General features: G+C 70.2%; 17 protein-coding genes and 1 riboswitch. Of the genes, 6 read left to right on the top strand and 11 right to left on the bottom strand.

What is annotated here, in order from left to right; genetic code table 11:
- Nucleotides 1–3: 3 nt before the first annotated feature.
- Both ACSHXN_RS13750 and ACSHXN_RS13755 read right to left on the bottom strand, forming a co-directional pair.
- Nucleotides 4–795, bottom strand: coding sequence for an enhanced serine sensitivity protein SseB (locus ACSHXN_RS13750; RefSeq protein WP_355131742.1), 792 nt, complete (start codon nucleotides 793–795; stop codon nucleotides 4–6).
- Nucleotides 796–858: 63 nt separating this feature from the next.
- Nucleotides 859–1,536 (bottom strand): AAA family ATPase, encoded by a 678-nt coding sequence (locus tag ACSHXN_RS13755; protein ID WP_356111080.1) that lies wholly within the window; start codon nucleotides 1,534–1,536, stop codon nucleotides 859–861.
- A 169-nt stretch (nucleotides 1,537–1,705) separates the two neighbouring features.
- Nucleotides 1,706–1,808: riboswitch (glycine riboswitch) on the top strand.
- 179 nt (nucleotides 1,809–1,987) lie between these two features.
- Between ACSHXN_RS13755 and gcvT the strand changes: the two genes are divergently transcribed.
- From gcvT to ACSHXN_RS13780, 5 genes are all read left to right on the top strand, one after another.
- Nucleotides 1,988–3,109, top strand: coding sequence for a glycine cleavage system aminomethyltransferase GcvT (gcvT, locus tag ACSHXN_RS13760; protein ID WP_355131740.1), 1,122 nt, complete (start codon nucleotides 1,988–1,990; stop codon nucleotides 3,107–3,109).
- 109 nt (nucleotides 3,110–3,218) lie between these two features.
- Entirely contained in the window at nucleotides 3,219–3,596 is a 378-nt protein-coding gene (gene gcvH, locus ACSHXN_RS13765) for a glycine cleavage system protein GcvH (protein WP_356294471.1), read from the top strand.
- A 16-nt stretch (nucleotides 3,597–3,612) separates the two neighbouring features.
- The gene (glyA, locus tag ACSHXN_RS13770) at nucleotides 3,613–4,875 is read left to right on the top strand and encodes a serine hydroxymethyltransferase (RefSeq protein WP_438303177.1); all 1,263 of its coding nucleotides are present in this window, start codon (nucleotides 3,613–3,615) and stop codon (nucleotides 4,873–4,875) included.
- A gap of 89 nt (nucleotides 4,876–4,964) precedes the next feature.
- Entirely contained in the window at nucleotides 4,965–6,332 is a 1,368-nt protein-coding gene (locus tag ACSHXN_RS13775; RefSeq protein WP_059128980.1) for an L-serine ammonia-lyase, read from the top strand.
- Nucleotides 6,333–6,565: 233 nt separating this feature from the next.
- On the top strand, nucleotides 6,566–7,123 hold the full coding sequence (locus tag ACSHXN_RS13780; protein WP_356111085.1) for a glycoside hydrolase family 25 protein: 558 nt from the start codon (nucleotides 6,566–6,568) through the stop codon (nucleotides 7,121–7,123).
- 66 nt (nucleotides 7,124–7,189) lie between these two features.
- Here the strand turns inward: ACSHXN_RS13780 and ACSHXN_RS13785 are convergent, their stop codons facing one another.
- The 3 genes from ACSHXN_RS13785 to ACSHXN_RS13795 form a co-directional block, all read right to left on the bottom strand.
- Complete coding sequence (locus ACSHXN_RS13785; protein ID WP_356294476.1) at nucleotides 7,190–7,891, bottom strand: NADPH-dependent F420 reductase; 702 nt, start codon at nucleotides 7,889–7,891, stop codon at nucleotides 7,190–7,192.
- A gap of 168 nt (nucleotides 7,892–8,059) precedes the next feature.
- A complete protein-coding gene (locus ACSHXN_RS13790; protein WP_355141185.1) occupies nucleotides 8,060–8,272 on the bottom strand; it encodes an EF-hand domain-containing protein in 213 nt (70 codons plus the stop codon).
- A gap of 64 nt (nucleotides 8,273–8,336) precedes the next feature.
- Complete coding sequence (locus ACSHXN_RS13795; protein WP_438303178.1) at nucleotides 8,337–9,248, bottom strand: MerR family transcriptional regulator; 912 nt, start codon at nucleotides 9,246–9,248, stop codon at nucleotides 8,337–8,339.
- A gap of 55 nt (nucleotides 9,249–9,303) precedes the next feature.
- Here ACSHXN_RS13795 and ACSHXN_RS13800 point away from each other — a divergent pair, with 55 nt between their 5' ends.
- Nucleotides 9,304–9,942 (top strand): GNAT family N-acetyltransferase, encoded by a 639-nt coding sequence (locus ACSHXN_RS13800; protein WP_355141181.1) that lies wholly within the window; start codon nucleotides 9,304–9,306, stop codon nucleotides 9,940–9,942.
- Between the two features lie 34 nt (nucleotides 9,943–9,976).
- On the opposite strand, the gene ACSHXN_RS13805 is transcribed toward ACSHXN_RS13800, so the two are convergent.
- From ACSHXN_RS13805 to ACSHXN_RS13830, 6 genes are all read right to left on the bottom strand, one after another.
- Nucleotides 9,977–11,152 carry a YncE family protein gene (locus ACSHXN_RS13805; protein ID WP_355141179.1) on the bottom strand — a complete coding sequence of 392 codons (1,176 nt, stop codon included), beginning with the start codon at nucleotides 11,150–11,152 and terminating at the stop codon, nucleotides 9,977–9,979.
- Nucleotides 11,152–11,985 (bottom strand): polysaccharide deacetylase family protein, encoded by an 834-nt coding sequence (locus tag ACSHXN_RS13810; protein ID WP_355141177.1) that lies wholly within the window; start codon nucleotides 11,983–11,985, stop codon nucleotides 11,152–11,154. The genes ACSHXN_RS13805 and ACSHXN_RS13810 overlap by 1 nt, the downstream gene beginning before the upstream one ends.
- Before the next feature lie 95 nt (nucleotides 11,986–12,080).
- Complete coding sequence (locus ACSHXN_RS13815) at nucleotides 12,081–12,584, bottom strand: ATP-binding protein (protein ID WP_059128988.1); 504 nt, start codon at nucleotides 12,582–12,584, stop codon at nucleotides 12,081–12,083.
- A gap of 336 nt (nucleotides 12,585–12,920) precedes the next feature.
- Complete coding sequence (locus tag ACSHXN_RS13820; protein WP_115976363.1) at nucleotides 12,921–13,688, bottom strand: enoyl-CoA hydratase/isomerase family protein; 768 nt, start codon at nucleotides 13,686–13,688, stop codon at nucleotides 12,921–12,923.
- A gap of 85 nt (nucleotides 13,689–13,773) precedes the next feature.
- Nucleotides 13,774–15,015 (bottom strand): L,D-transpeptidase, encoded by a 1,242-nt coding sequence (locus tag ACSHXN_RS13825; protein ID WP_438303179.1) that lies wholly within the window; start codon nucleotides 15,013–15,015, stop codon nucleotides 13,774–13,776.
- Nucleotides 15,016–15,205: 190 nt separating this feature from the next.
- On the bottom strand, nucleotides 15,206–16,411 hold the full coding sequence (locus ACSHXN_RS13830; RefSeq protein ID WP_355141171.1) for a L,D-transpeptidase: 1,206 nt from the start codon (nucleotides 16,409–16,411) through the stop codon (nucleotides 15,206–15,208).
- Between the last annotated feature and the right edge of the window lie 106 nt (nucleotides 16,412–16,517).

The following is a 16,517-nucleotide window of genomic DNA, read 5'->3' on the forward strand; positions in this document are numbered from 1 at the left end:
GATTCAGTAACCGTACTGGTAGAAGGGGCGCACCCGCTCGCGCATCCAGTCCCCCACCGGGTCCTGCGCCACGTCCAGGAACACCATGTTCACGGGTGTCCTCACCGGAACCCGGCCGAGCGCCCGGCCGAGCGCGTCCAGCGCGGGGGTCCGCGCGTCCGGTCCCGAGGCGACGAGCTCGACGCCTATGAACATCACCGGGTCGGTGGTCTCGATGGCGGCCAGGCAGCGGCGCGCGCTCATCACCACCCCGGTCGCGGCGAACTCGGCGGAGGCGGCGGCCAGGAAGTCGACCGGTTCCTCCTGCCAGTCCGGTTCGAAGAGACGGACCCGGCCGCCGCTCACGAGGCCGTCCAGCGCGGTCGTCCCGGCACGGCACAACTCGGCCACCGCGTCCGGCGGCACCGGCACACCGACCACCCCGCCCGGGTTGACCGCGATCCCGACCTGCGCGGGCAGCCCGCGGGCGAACTCGACGGCGGGGGCGATCGTGAACGACATGTGGTTGCCGACGACCTGGCGGAACTGCTCCTCCGAGCTGAACACCGGGACGAACACCTGTCCCTCGATCTCCAGCGTGGGCAGGTCCAGCGGGCCGCTGTGCGGGCCGCCGTCACCGGGCAGCGGCACCCAGAGGAAGCTGCGACCGAGTACCTCGATGATCCGGCCGCCCGCCCCGGGCACGCCGAGGGAGGCGGAGAGCACCTCCTCCAGTTCGTTGCCGGGCCATCCGCCGTGCGGATGGGGCTGTGCCTGTGGGGGGAAGTCCGCGGGAAGGTCCGCCGGAAGATCCATCTGCTTACCGCCTGCTCAGAACCACTGCTGTGGCACAAAAGGCTAGCGGGTGCGCGCGGACGGTCATTCGGTCGCGAAGTCGATCCGGCGCAGGACGTCCGCCGCGTCCCGGTCGAGCAGCACCGCCGAGCCGCAGCCCTCGGGCAGCCGGCCCTGCTCGACGGAGCGCAGCAGACGGCGGGTGACCCTGCGGTGCCTGAGGAACGCGTACCGCGAGACGCCGCGGCCGCGCGCCTGCTGTCCGTCCAGGGCCGTGTCCGTGGAGACGTCGAGCACAAGAAGCCGGAGCGTGCCGCCGCGGCGCCGTGCCGAGCGGGCCAGCCAGCCGCGGACCCAGGGCTGGGTGCCGCAGTCGTGCACGACGACCCCGGTACCCGAGCGCAGGGCGCGGTGCAGACCCACGTAGTGCGCCAGACGGACGAGGGGGCGGTAGACCGCGTAGGGAAGGAAGCGGGCCAGACGGGTGTCCCAGCGGTCCCTGGTGTCCTGGGAGTCGACCCGGACACCTCGCACGGCGCGCCGCATCAGCGTGGACTTGCCGCTGCCGGGCAGACCCGTGACGACGACGATGTCGCCCGCGGGGAAGGTGAGCCCGTGCGGGCTGCGGCCCGCACGGTCGCGCAGATCGCGGACCACGCCCTTGCGCAGCTCTCCGCAGGCACCCCGCGCCGGGGCACCGGGCTGCCCGGACACCGCGAGGCCCGAGGTCGTGGCGTACACCGTCGTCCTGTTCACCGTCATCGCCCTCCCCATGGGTCAGGAAGTTGCCTGCCCGTCGAGTGTAAAGAGAAGGTAATGCGCTGGTCTCTCGTTTTCATGCTGGTGCCGCCACAAGCCGGTCACAGATGCCGCCCTGCCACCACGCGGCGAGGCGTGCAATGATGTGCGCGCCAACTGCATACCGGCCGCTTGAATCCGCGCGGGAGAGTTCCTGGCACACGTCTGTGTGCCGGACGCCGAAGGAGCAAGTCCCTCCCTTGAATCTCTCAGGCCCCCGATACCGCGCGGGCGAGGCACATCTGGAAAGCGAGCCGCCTCCGGTGGCTCCACCCAAGGTGCAAGCCCTGACGACCCGTCTCGGGAGTCATGGCGAACCTCTCAGGTTCCGATGACAGATGGGGAGGAACGACCTCGCCCTCCCCTGCGCCCGGCTCGCCCGTGCGAGGGACCCATCGCCCCGGGAGCACAACCGATGAGCAGCAACAGCCCCCTGCGCCGTACCGCGCTCGATGCCCTGCATCGTTCGCTGGGCGCGACGATGACCGACTTCGCCGGCTGGGACATGCCCCTGCGGTACCGCTCCGAGCGTGACGAGCACCTGGCCGTGCGTACGAAGGCAGGTCTGTTCGACCTCTCGCACATGGGTGAGATCACCGTCACCGGGCCCCAGGCGAACCAGCTCCTCGATCACGCCCTGGTCGGCAACATCTCCTCCGTCGGGGTCGGCCGCGCCCGCTACACCATGATCTGCCAGGAGGACGGCGGCATCCTGGACGACCTGATCGTGTACCGGCTCGGCGAGCAGGAGTACATGGTCGTCGCCAACGCCTCCAACGCCCGGATCGTGCTGGACGCGCTCACGGAACGGGCCGCCGGATTCGAGGCCGAGGTGCGCGACGACCGGGACGCCTACGCGCTGATCGCCGTACAGGGCCCCGAGTCCCCCGGCATCCTGAAGTCGCTGACCGACGCCGACCTCGACGGACTGAAGTACTACGCGGGGCTGCCCGGCACGGTCGCCGGCGTCCCGGCGCTCATCGCCCGCACCGGCTACACCGGGGAGGACGGCTTCGAGCTGTTCGTCGCTCCGGAGCACGCCGAGAAGCTGTGGCTCGCGCTGACGGAGGCGGGCTCGCCGGTGGGCCTCATCCCCTGCGGCCTCTCCTGCCGGGACACGCTGCGCCTCGAGGCGGGCATGCCGCTGTACGGCCACGAGCTCACCACGGCCCTGACCCCGTTCGACGCCGGACTGGGCCGGGTCGTGAAGTTCGACAAGGCGGGCGACTTCGTGGGGCGCGAGGCCCTGCTCCGGGCCGCCGAGCGCGCCGAGCAGAACCCGCCGCGCGTCCTGGTCGGCCTGGTCGCCGAGGGCCGTCGCGTCCCGCGCGCGGGTTACACGGTCGTATCGGGCGGCGAGGTGATCGGCGAGGTCACCTCGGGCGCGCCCTCCCCCACGCTGGGCAAGCCGATCGCGATGGCGTACGTCGACGCCGCGCACTGCGCGCCGGGCGCCCCCGGGGTCGGGGTGGACATCCGGGGCAGCCACGAGCCGTACGAGGTCGTGGCGCTGCCGTTCTACAAGCGCCAGAAGTAGAGACTGGGCCAGGGCGGACGGGACCGCGATCGCGTCCGTCCCCTGCTCACGAGCGTCTCCATCAGTCCCCCATCACCACACTCCTCCCACTTACAGGAGAATTCAGGCCATGAGCAACCCCCAGCAGCTGCGTTACAGCAAGGAGCACGAGTGGCTGTCGGCCGCCGAGGACGGCGTCGCGACGGTCGGTATCACCGAGCACGCGGCCAACGCCCTCGGCGATGTCGTGTTCGTCCAGCTCCCGGAGGTCGGTGACACGGTGGCCGCGGGCGAAACCTGCGGCGAGCTGGAGTCGACCAAGTCGGTGAGCGACCTCTACTCACCGGTCGGCGGCGAGGTCACGGCGGTCAACGAGGACGTGGTCGACGACCCGTCGCTGGTGAACTCCGCCCCCTTCGCGGGCGGCTGGCTGTTCAAGGTGCGCGTCACGGAGGAGCCCGCCGACCTGCTCACCGCCGACGAGTACGACGCTCACATCGCCGGCTGAGGAGTCACAGCACCACATGTCGCTTCTGAACACACCCCTGCACGAGCTCGACCCGGACGTCGCCGCGGCCGTCGACGCCGAGCTGGACCGCCAGCAGTCCACCCTCGAGATGATCGCCTCGGAGAACTTCGCCCCGGTCGCGGTCATGGAGGCGCAGGGCTCGGTCCTCACCAACAAGTACGCCGAGGGCTACCCCGGCCGCCGCTACTACGGCGGCTGCGAGCACGTCGACGTGGTCGAGCAGATCGCCATCGACCGCATCAAGGAACTCTTCGGCGCCGAGCACGCCAATGTGCAGCCGCACTCCGGCGCGCAGGCGAACGCGGCCGCGATGTTCGCTCTGCTGCAGCCCGGCGACACGATCATGGGTCTCAACCTCGCGCACGGCGGGCACCTGACCCACGGAATGAAGATCAACTTCTCCGGCAAGCTCTACAACGTGGTCGCCTACCACGTCGGCGACGGCGGTGTCGTCGACATGGACGAGGTCGAGCGCCTGGCCAAGGAGAACCGGCCGAAGCTGATCGTGGCCGGCTGGTCCGCCTATCCGCGGCAGCTGGACTTCGCCGCCTTCCGCCGGATCGCGGACAAGGTCGGCGCGTACCTCATGGTCGACATGGCGCACTTCGCCGGTCTCGTCGCGGCGGGCCTGCACCCGAACCCGGTGCCGCACGCCCATGTGGTCACCACCACGACCCACAAGACGCTGGGCGGCCCTCGCGGTGGTGTGATCCTGTCCACCGCCGAGCTGGCCAAGAAGATCAACTCCGCGGTCTTCCCCGGTCAGCAGGGCGGACCGCTGGAACACGTGATCGCCGCCAAGGCGGTCGCCTTCAAGATCGCCGGCACCGAGGAGTTCAGGGAGCGGCAGCGGCGGACCCTGGAGGGCGCCCGGATCCTCGCCGAGCGTCTGGTGAAGGACGACGTCAGGGCCGTGGGTGTGGACGTGCTGTCCGGGGGCACCGATGTGCACCTCGTCCTCGTCGACCTGCGCGACTCCGAGCTCGACGGACAGCAGGCCGAGGACCGGCTGCACGAGGTCGGCATCACGGTCAACCGCAACGCGATCCCGAACGACCCGCGCCCGCCGATGGTCACCTCGGGCCTGCGCATCGGCACGCCCGCCCTGGCGACCCGCGGCTTCACGGCCGCGGACTTCGCCGAGGTCGCCGACGTCATCGCGGAGACGCTCAAGCCGTCCTACGACGCGCAGGCGCTGAAGGCCCGGGTCACGGCCCTGGCCGGCAAGCACCCGCTGTACCCGGGCCTGCGGAAGTAAGACACCCCGGGGCATCGCGCACACTGGAAGCACATGCTCGTGCGCGGTGCCCCGCCCCCAGCACCACCCCCTGCACCTGAGGAGTCACCGTGGCCATCTCGGTCTTCGACCTGTTCTCGATCGGTATCGGCCCGTCCAGCTCCCACACGGTCGGCCCCATGCGCGCTGCGCGCATGTTCGCCCTGCGGCTGCGCAACGAGGGCCTGCTGGACTCGGCCGGGTCCATACGGGCGGAGCTGTACGGCTCGCTCGGCGCCACCGGCCACGGCCACGGCACGCCCAAGGCGGTGCTGCTCGGCCTGGAGGGCGACTCGCCGCGCACGGTGGATGTGGAGACCGCCGACCAGCGGGTGGAGGACATCAGGACCACCGGCCGGATCCGGCTGCTCGGCGAGCACGAGATCGCCTTCTCCTTCGACGACGACCTGGTCCTGCACCGGCGCGAGACGCTCCCCTACCACGCGAACGGCATGACGCTGTGGGCGTTCGACGCCTCCGGCGACGAGCTGCTGTCGAAGACGTACTACTCCGTGGGCGGCGGCTTCGTCGTCGACGAGGACGCGGTGGGCGCGGACCGCATCAAGCTGGACGACACGGTGCTCAAATACCCCTTCCGCACGGGCGACGAGCTGCTGCGCCTGACGAAGGAGACGGGCCTGTCGATCTCGTCGCTGATGCTGGAGAACGAGCGGGCCTGGCGCACGGAGGAGGAGATCCACGAGGGCCTGCTGGAGATCTGGCGGGTGATGCAGGCGTGCGTGGCGCGCGGCATGTCGCGTGAGGGCATCCTGCCGGGCGGCCTGCGGGTGCGTCGGCGTGCGGCCGTCACCGCCCGCCAGCTGCGCGCCGAGGGCGACCCGCTCTCCCGCGCCATGGAGTGGATCACGCTCTACGCGATGGCCGTGAACGAGGAGAACGCGGCGGGCGGCCGTGTGGTCACGGCCCCGACGAACGGCGCCGCGGGCATCATCCCCGCCGTACTGCACTACTACATCAACTTCGTGCCCGGTGCCGACGAGGAGGGGGTCGTGCGCTTCCTGCTCGCCGCCGGCGCGATCGGCATGCTCTTCAAGGAGAACGCGTCCATCTCCGGTGCGGAGGTCGGCTGCCAGGGCGAGGTCGGCTCGGCCTGCTCGATGGCGGCGGGCGCGCTCGCGGAGGTGCTGGGCGGCACGCCGGAGCAGGTCGAGAACGCGGCCGAGATCGGCATGGAGCACAACCTCGGCCTGACCTGCGACCCGGTCGGCGGTCTGGTGCAGATCCCGTGCATCGAGCGCAACGGCATGGCGGCGGTCAAGGCCGTCACGGCGGCCCGCATGGCGATGCGCGGCGACGGCAGCCACAAGGTCTCCCTCGACAAGGTCATCAAGACCATGAAGGAGACCGGTGCCGACATGAGCGTGAAGTACAAGGAGACGGCGCGCGGCGGTCTCGCCGTGAACATCATCGAGTGCTGACGGGCGCCGGCCGACCCGGCTTCCGCCAACTCGCTCTCGCCTGAGCGAAGTTGGCGAGTGCGAAGGCGAGGGCGGCCGCGGGACCCGAAGGCACCGACCGCGGCCTCGGCCCGATCCGCCCGCAGTCAGGCCGTCAACCAGGGCTGAACATCCAGCTTTTGGGGCATATCACCCGTGTCATGGTGACAAGGCAACCATCCCTGTCCCCCACCGGCACACTTCAGGGAGCCCCCATGCTGCGAGGCATCGACATCAGCGCCTACCAATCGTCCTCGTACGACACGGACGGCCTCTCCTTCGTCTTCATCAAGGCGACGGAGGGGCGTTCCTATGTGAATCCCAGACTCACCGCACAGACGAAGACCGCACGGGACGCCGGCTGCGTGGTCGGCTTCTACCACTTCCTGTGGCCCGGCAACATCTCCGCGCAGGCGGACTACTTCGTCGGCAACGCCCCGGAGAGGGCCGGCGATCTGCTGGCCGTTGACTGGGAGACGACCGGCGACGGCACGCACGCGAGCAACGCCGAGAAGGACCAGTTCATCCGCAGGATCAAACAACTCCGGCCGCACAACCGGGTTCTGCTCTATGCGAGCCGCAACTTCTGGCTGAACATCGACACCACCTCGTACGCCGGCGACGGTCTGTGGATCGCCGACTACGTGACGGCGGGCAAGCCCCGCATCAAGGCGAAGTGGCTCTTCCACCAGTACACCTCCGACCCCCTGGACCGGGACGTCGCCGACTTCACGAGCAGAGCCGCCCTGGGCACGTGGGCGGCCGGAGGGTGACCGCGCGCCGCGCGGGGCCCGGTGAGGAACGGCCGCCGACCGGGTCCACGTGCCCCAGGGGTGGCCCTAGCCGCGGAACTCCGGCGTGCGCTCGGGCGAGGCCTCGGCCAGCGCCTCGGTGACGGCTCCGGTGCCCGCCCGCAGCCCGTAGACCGGGGTGTTGGGCTGCTGGCGCCAGGAGTCGTCGATGCCGCCCGCGTCGACCGTGTCGAAGCCGAGGGCGTCGATGAGGTCCCGCACCCGGTGCTTGGCCGCCTCGTCGTCGCCCGCGACCGGCAGCGCCATGCGGTCGGGGTCGCCGGCCGGGCGCGGGCGCTCCAGGATGTCCTGGGCGAAGGTGCCGTTGAAGGCCTTGACGACCGGGTGGCCGATCTGCCGTTCGGTCCAGCGGCTCTCGGTGAGGCCGTCGTCCTCGATGCCCGCGATCCTGCCGTCCCGCTCCCGGGGGTAGTAGTTGCCGGTGTCGATCACGGCAACCCCCGGCGCCGCCCCGTCCAGCAGCCCGGACGGCAGGTTCGGGACCGCCTTCACCGGGACCGTGATCACGACCACCTCGGCGTCGCGGGCCGCCTCCGCGACGGTGACGGGGGTCGCACCCGTCTCCTCGGCCAGTGCGGTGAGGGTGTGCGGGCCACGGGAGTTGGCCACGGAGACGTCGTGCCCGAGGGCGGTGAGCCGCCGGGTGAGATTGCCGCCGATGTTGCCCGCGCCGATGATGCCGATCTTCATGACTCGCCTCGCCCTTCCGGGGGGTCGGTGTCCTTGCACAGCGTTGTGGGGAGCACCAACCTCCGGTTCCGTCGGACTATTCCGGACGTACGCCGTCGGGGTGACCCCGTTCGGGCGAGGCCGGGTGCGGCGCGGCTCCAAGGGCGGGTACGACGAGGGGGGTGTCCTTGACCCGGCCGGGTCAAGGACACCCCCCTCGTCATCGGTTCAGTTGCTCAGGTAGGTCCAGAACTCGTCGAACGACAGGACCTTGTCGCCGTTGAGGTCGCGGGTCCTGATGACCGCCTCCGCCACCGTGTCGGTGACGTTCCAGTCGCCCCCCTGGGCCAGGGCTGACTTGAACTCGGCGGCGGTGATGAATCCGTCACCGTCCGCATCGATCCGCTCGAACTGCTTGCGTGCTTCCTCGATGTCCGCCACCGATCCGCCCCTTCATGGTGCCTCTGCCGTCACGTCGTACGGCCGTCCTGCTGACGAGGTCAGATTAACGGCCCGTCCGCGCCCTCAGTACGGCGACCACCCAGGCGAACTCCTCCCTGTGCTGCGGTGCCGGCTGCCCGTTGACGACGCACAGCAGTTCCCGGTAGCGGGCGACCCGTCCGTCGAAGGCCGTCTCCATGCGGTCCTGTACGGCGGCCAGGTCGGCGTCCCCGAGCAGGTCGTGCAGCACCGGACCGGCTTCCGGGGCCTCCGGGGCGATCCCGCGCTCCCGTGCCGCCCCCACCAACTCCACCAGGCGCTTGACGAACCACAGGGATGCCCCGGCGGGAACGTCGGGTCCCCGGTCCGCGGCGTTGAACTCGGTGGCCTTCCGCATCGTGGCCCGGAACTCCGGGTCCTGGAGCATCTCGGCGAGTTCCACCCAGGCGTCGACCTGCTCGGGTGTCGGGTCCTCCGGCAGGTCCGCCGCGGAACGCCGCATCCGCTCCCGGATCGCCGGGTCCACGGTGTCGAGCCCGTGGAGCAGCTCCTCCACGAACTCCTCCATGATCCGTTTCCGCTCGGCCGCCGACAGCCTCGCCAGTTTGTTCATCAGGGTCATCTCCTCCGCACTCGAGCCACGTCGCGCCACGGTCGACAGCACCGCCCGGGTCACCTTCAGAGCGCCGATCTGCGCGTCCAGGGCCGCCACGTGCGCGGCCGCCACCTCGGCGACCGTCGCCTCGCCGCCCAGCACCCTGCGCACGTCCTCCAGGCCGAGACCCAGTTCGCGCAGGGTGCGGATCAGCTCGAGGCGGGCCACGGATGCGGCGTCGTACAACCGGTAGCCGCCCGAGGAGCGGGCCACCGGGGGCAGGGCGCCCTCGTCCGACCAGTAGCGGATGGTGCGGACGGTCAGTCCGGTAGCCCTGGCCAGTTCGCCGATGGTGAAAAGGCCGGTGCCGTTCTCGATCATGTCTGCGAGTGTGGGCCTTCCAGTGGGTGGAGACTCAAGCCGAGGAGACGCACTCATGGCCGACGGCCTGCGGGACATTCTGGACGCCGCCGCGCGGGACGTCTTCCCTCCGGCGGACGGCGGCACCACGGTCGTGCGCCAGCACTCCCCGCGTGACGCGGGGATCATCGCCTTCACCGCGCACTCCGTCGTGTTCACGGACGAGGATCCGGACTGGGTGCTCGGAACACTGCGGGGCATCGAGTGCGACGCGCTGGCCGCGACGATGAACGCCCGATTCCTCGCCGCCTTCATGGCACGCACCGGGCGCACGACCGACACGATCGACGTGCTCGTGGTCGGTTCCGCACAGGCAGGTGAACCGCCGTTGCCGCTGCGGCGGATCGACGACCCGGGTCATCCCCGGGTGGTCGCCTCGCGCAGGCGCCGGGACGACGTGCGGGTGTGGACCGCACAAGGCGGTCTGCTCGTCCTCGGGCGCGGGGTGGCCGGACGCCTGGAGGTCGCCGTCGAGGTGGCCCCGGAGGCACGGCAGCGGGGGCTGGGACGTGCGCTGGTCTCGGCGGCGCGGCGGTTGAGCGGGGGCGAACCGGTGTGGGCCCAGGTGTCGGCGGGCAACGCCCGCAGTCTGCGCGCGTTCCAGGCGGCCGGATACCGCCCGGTGGCGTCGGAGGCGCTCTTCCTCGCGCCCTGACGTGTACCGGGCCGACGCCACGACGGGCCGTGTGTCATCGGAAGACACCCGTGTGTCCCAGCGAGTAACGGCCGGGCTGCGGGTACACGGCGAGGCCGTGCGGACCGCTGCCCACCTTGATGCGGGCCAGTTGACGCCCGGTCCGGGTGTCGATCGCGTACACCTCGGAGTTGTAGCGCCCGGAGAGCCACAGCACCGTGCCGTCCGTCGAGACACCGCCCATGTCGGGGCTGCCGCCCTGGGGCAGACGCCATTTCTTGACCAGCCGGTGCGTCGCGAAGTCGAACACGGAGACGGTGCCCTCGCCGCGGTTGGAGATGTACATCTCGCGGGAGTCCCGGCTCACGTAGAGGCCGTGCGCACCCTTGCCGGTGCGCAGGAAGGAGGGCTGGCCGAAGCGGTCGCCGTCGAGGATCCACAGCCCGTCGGCCTCCATGTCGGCGATGTAGAACGTCGTGCCGTCCGGCGAGATCTTCACGTCCTGCGGCATGGCCCCGCGGAACGGCAGCTTCTGCCGGCCGATCACCTCCATCTTCTCGGTGTCGACCTTGAGGAGTTCGCCGCTGAACTCGCAGGAGACGATGAAGTAGCGGCCGTCGATGGAGAAGTCGGCGTGGTTGACGCCCAGGCAGTCGACCGGCAGGGACTTCGCCACCTTCATGGTGTGTGCGTCGCGGAAGACCAGCCTGCGGTCCTTGGACGCCATCACCACCGCGTACTTGCCGTTCGGCGTGAAGTACAGGTTGTAGGGGTCGTGGACGTCGACCGGGGCGCCCGCCTTTCCGGTCCTCGGGTCGATGGGCGTGAGGGAGTTGCCGAGGTCGTTGTTGACCCAGAGTGTCTTCAGGTCCCAGGACGGCACGACGTGCTGGGGCTGGCGGCCGACCCGGATCGTCTCGATGACCTTGTACGTCCCGGGGTCGATGACGGACACCGTGTTGGAGTTGGTGTTGGGGACGTAGACGCGGGCCGGGAAGTCCTTGACCACCTCGGAGAGCCGGTGGGGACGGTCCGCGGCGTAGAGGTCCTTCGGATCGAGCACCGGGGGCATGCCCGGCAGGGTCCGGACGGTCCGCTGCTGCTGGGTGGGCGCGACGGCACTGCCGGAGGGACGGGTCTCGTCCTTGTGGGACGAGCCGATGCCGCAGCCGGCCAGCGCGGTGAGTGCGGTGCCGGCGATCAGTACACGCATGGCGGTCGTGGTGTGCATCAGCTCAGCAGCTCCGTGGCGGTCACCGCGGAGATGCCGCGGTGGTCGAGTTCGTGCAGAAGGACGGGGAAGGCGGTGACCGTGTCCGGGTAGCCGAGGTGCAGGCTCACCACGGACCCGTTGCGGACCTCGTCGACGACCTTGCGGGTGACGGCGGAGGCGCCCGGCGAGGTGTAGTCGAGGGAGTCGACGTCGTACGACAGGACGTGCGGGTAGCCGACGCGGCGGGCAAGACGCACGACGGCGTCGGTCGCCCGGGGCGCGCGGGACGGGCGGAACCAGGTGCCGATGGATCCGGTGAGCCGCCGCAGTCGGTCGGCGCAGCCCTGGATCTCGGCGGTGGCGTCCGACTCGGACATCGTGTTGATACCGCCGTGGTGCAGTGTGTGGTTGCCGAGGTCGTGACCGCCGTCGACGATGCGCCGGGCGACGTCCGGATAGGCGTCGAGCCAGGTTCCGACCGCGAGCACGGTGATCTTCGCCCCGGCCTTTTCCGCCGTGTCGAGGATCGACCGGGTGAAGCCGGGGTCGCCCTGGCCGTGGAAGGTGAGCGCAACCCGGGGGTGGTCCCGTGGGCCGTGGGTGATCTGGTCCGGCTGGTGCGGATAGGAGCGGGGCGTCGGAGCCGCGGACGAGGTACGCGAGGTGCCGGCGGCGCGGGAGGGCAGGGGCCGGTGCACCACGCCGCCACCGGGGGCGCAGGCGGCGGCGAACGCACCGGCGGCGACTCCCGCGCCCGCGCGCAGCGCCGTGCGGCGGTCGGGCACCGTACGCTCGGGGCCCGTGTCGGGGTCCGGCGATGTGGGAGGGACGGGCGTGGTCACTCTTCCCATTTAAGGGCGCGAAGGTCGCAAAAGCGGCGATTGGCCCGACGAGTGCGGGGGCGGGTCGCTCGGCCCGCTCCGCGGACGGCGGGTGCCGCAGGGGATCAGCGGTCGGCGACCCGCATCTCGAACCAGGTCGTCTTGCCGCGCGGCAGCAGGTCGACGCCCCAGCGGTCGGAGAGCTTGTCGACGAGGAAAAGGCCCCTGCCGCTCACGTCCAGTTCCTGAACCGGCATCAGACAGGGCAGCCCACGGGAGGGATCACGGACCTCGACCCGGATCCAGCCCCGGCGCCGCCGCATGCGTAACCCGAAGACACGCGCCCCGGTGTGCCGCACCGCGTTGCCGACGAGTTCGGAGACGAGCAGGACCGCGTCCTCGGTCATCCTCGGAGTGAGCCCCCAGTGACGCAGAATCACGACCTGGGTGAGCCGTCGTGCGGTGGCCGCGGATTCGGGCCGCGACGGCAGCGGCACCTCCGCCTCCGTAGGGTTCCCGAACAACTCCAGCGCCTTGTGCGCCCGTTCGTCCTCGATCGCCGGCGACCAGCGTGCCGCGGTTGCACTCCCGTGCCGCCGCGGCTGTTCGATACCCTCCAGCCCCGCCATGGACTCATCATGGCCGCCGGGAGAGCCGTCCGGAGGTGTTACGACGGAAAACGACCCCCGGACACACACATTCCACACCATTCACCCGGCATATGCCAGATGCAATTCAGGGCCGCCCGCACCCCGACCGACCTGCGGAAACAGGCCAGTCGGGGGCAATCGCCAGGTGTGCGTACCGAGGCGCACTTAAGGTTGCCTTAAGGCTGCGATAAACCGCCCATCGAGGGACCCCGGGTGAGACACGGCGTCAACTGCAAGAGGTTCGGGGTGATTTACTGAATGATTCTCATCTCTGATGGTCAACTCGCCCGCCGTGCACGGACAGTGACGGCCCGATCAGAGGAACTTCGCCTTGCCCGGCCCCTCTTCCACGAAGCTGCGCATCCCCCGCTCACGGTCCTCGGTCGCGAACAGCCCCGCGAACCAGGTCCGTTCCACGGCAAGGCCCGTCTCGATGTCCGTCTCCAGGCCCGTGTCGACGGCCTCCTTTGCGGCGCGCAGCGCGATCGCCGGGCCCTGGGCCAGTCTGGCCGCCCAGGCGTGCGCCTCGGCGTACACGTCCTCGGCCGGCACCACCCGGTCGACCAGACCGAGCCTCAGCGCCTCGTCCGCCTTCACCATACGGCCCGTGAAGATCAGGTCCTTCGCCCTGGAGGGGCCGATCAGACGCGCAAGACGCTGGGTGCCGCCGGCACCGGGAATCAGGCCGAGCAGGATCTCGGGCTGCCCCAGCTTCGCGTTCTCGGCGGCGATGCGGTAGTCCGCGCACAGCGCCAACTCGCAGCCCCCGCCGAGGGCGTAGCCCGTGACGGCGGCGACGACCGGCTTGGGGATGCGGGCGATGGCGGTGAAGGATTCCTGCAGGGCGCGGGAGCGCAGGACCATCGCGGCATGGTCCATGCCCTGCATCTCCTTGATGTCCGCGCCCGCGGCGAACACCTTCTCCCCGCCATGGATGATCACGGCGCGCACGTCCTCGCGGCGCGTGAGCTCCTCGGCGAGTTCCCTGAGCCGGTCCTGGGTGGCGACGTCCAGCGCGTTCATGGGCGGGCGGTCCAGACGGAGGGTGCCCACGCCCTCGGCGACTTCGAGATGCACAGTCATGCAGGAAGGTTAACGGCCATTAACGGCGACGGGCCCGGTGTGCTCGCTCACAGCGGCACACCGGGCCCGGGTCACCGGATCGGAGCTACTTGATCCATTCGTCCCAGGGCATGTTCCAGCCGTTGAGTCCGTTGTCGGGCGCGACCGTCCTGTCGTTGGAGTTCTTCACGACGACGACGTCACCGATCATCGAGTTGTTGTAGAACCAGGAGGCCGGTACCGACTTGTCGTAGCCGCCGCGCACATCGCGCAGACCCACGCATCCGTGGCTCGCGTTGTAGTTGCCGAAGGCGCCGCCACCCCAGTAGTTGCCGTGGATGAAGGTGCCGGAGTCGGTCAGGCGCTGCGCGTGCGGCACGTCCTTGATGTCGTACTCGCCGCCGTAGCCGACGGTCTCGCCGTTCATCCGGGTCACGACCAGGCGTTCGCTGATGACCATCTGGCCGTTCCAGGTGTCGTAACCCGGCTTGCCGGTGGTCACCGGAAGGGTCTTGAGGACCTTGCCGTCGCGCTTGACGACCATCGTGTGGCTCTTGGCGTCGACGGTGGAGACCTGGCTGCGGCCGATGGTGAAGCTCACGGTCTTGGCCTGCTTGCCGTACACCCCGGGGCGGCCCTCGACGCCGTCGAGGTTCAGGCGGACGGTGACCTTGGTGCCGGCCTGCCAGTAGTTCTCGGGGCGGAAGTCGAGGCGGTCGTTGCCGAACCAGTGGCCGCGGACGTCGACGGCCGGTTCGGTCTTGATGCTGATGGCCTTCTCGACGTCGGCCGGGTGGGTGATGCCCCGGGTGAACCGGATCGAGAGCGGCATGCCCACACCGACGGTGGAACCGTCCTCAGGCCGGAAGTTGCCGATGAAGGTGTTCTTCGGGGTGAGCGTGGTGAACGAGGACTCCTCCGCGGAGGTGAGACCCGCGGAGTCCTTGGCGACCGCGTGGACCTTGTACGTGGTGGCGGCGGCGAGATGTGTGGCGGGCGTCCAGGTGGCGCCTTCCCCGGTTATCGACCCGGCGACCTCCGTGCCCTTGGCGTCCTCCACCTTGACCTCGGTCAACTTGCCCTTGGCGGCCGTCACTTTGAGGGCACCGCTGGTGTCCACCGCCTTGGCCCCGTTCTTCGGGGCTATGGTGACGACCGCCTGGGACTGCTTGCTGGCGGACTTGGTCGCGTCCCCCGCCTTGGCGTCCCCGGCTCCTGCGTCCGAGCCCCCTCCTCCGCCGCACGCGGTGGCGGCGAGCAGGAGGGCACCGCATATCAGCGCCACGACCCCCGTCCGTCCGCGCTTCCCCGCACCAACCGACGCCCCCGATATCGGTCGCCCGTTCACGTTGTTTCTCCCCTCGCACGGCCTGTTGAGGCCCGCACTCCTGCGCGACCCGCGCGCGCATTGCGCAAATTAATCACACCCCCTGCCCCGATGACTCCCCGCGATTGTCACTGTTCAGTCCCAATGCAACGCCGCGCGCAGGCGCATCGCGTCCAAGGGCCGCGCACCCCCGTGTGCCCCCCACGCGGCACTACCAGACCGCGCTGCCGGCCTTCCACTCGTCCCAGCTCATGTTCCAGCCGCTCAGCCCGTTGTCGGGTGCCACCTTCTTGTCGTCGCTGTGGACGACCTCGATCACGTCGCCGACGAGGCTGCGGTCGAAGAACCAGCCCGCGGGGGTGCCGGACCCGCCGCCCTTGACGTCCTTCAGACCGACGCACCCATGGCTGACGTTGACGCGCCCGGGGGCGTCGGGCGACCAGTAGTTGCCGTGGACGAAGGTGCCCGACTCGGTCAGGCGCATGGCGTGCGGCACGTCGGGGATGTCGTACTCGCCGCCGAAGCCGACGGTGCGGCTGTTCATACGGGTGACCGCGAGCATCTCCATGACGACCATCTTCCCGTTGTACGTGGTGGTCCTGGGGGCGCCCGCGGTGATCGGCACGGTGGCGACCACCTTGCCGTCACGGCGCACCTTCATGGTGTGCGCGGCCGCGTCCACGAGCGAGACCTGACTGCGTCCGACCGTGAACGAGACGTTCTTGTACTGCAGTCCGTACACCCCGGGCGCGCCCTCCACATCACGCAGCCGCAGCGCGACGGTCACCTTGGTGCCGGGCCTCCAGTACTGCCGGGGCCGGAAGTCGAGGCGCTTGTCGCCGAACCAGTGGGGGCGGATCTCGACGGCCGGCCTGGCCGTCACGCGGATCGCCCGCTCGACCGCGGCACGATTCGCGATCTGCCGGTTGAACTGGACGGACACGATCATTCCGGTGCCCACGGTCGTACGGTTCTCCGGCATGAGGTACCCGACGAAGCGCCGGTCGGGAACGAAGGTGGTGAAGGTGGCGTGGCGGGCCACCCGTCGGCCGTCACCGTCGAGGGCCACCGCGTCGATCGTGTACTCGGCGGCGAGGACCAACCGGGGATCGTCGGGCTTCCAGACCGTCTCGTCGGCGGAGAGGCGCCCGAGCACCGGGAACTCCCGGCCGTCCTGGGACCTGACGACGGTCACCGACTCGAGGCGGCCGCTCGGCACCCGGACCCGCAGCCGCCCCCCGGCGTGTACGCCCTTGCTGCCGTCGTCGGGGGAGACGCGGATGACGTCGTCGGGCGCGGCAGGCCTGCCGAACACGTCGCCGACCCCGCTCGAAGTGCAGCCGGCCAGGACGGCCACCCAGGTCAGTGCCGCGGCAAGGACGGCCCCTGCGCGCCACGCGCGCGTCTGTACGTGCATCACGACGATCCCAACGACCCAGCCCCTCCTGGGGAAACGTGAGTGCGAGCCAAGCTCTGGGCAGAACAGGGGGGAGGACGACGCGACGACGAGCCGCGCCCGTGAG

The sequence above is a fragment of the Streptomyces sp. HUAS TT11 genome, from assembly GCF_051553595.1.
In the GTDB taxonomy this organism is placed as follows: domain Bacteria; phylum Actinomycetota; class Actinomycetes; order Streptomycetales; family Streptomycetaceae; genus Streptomyces.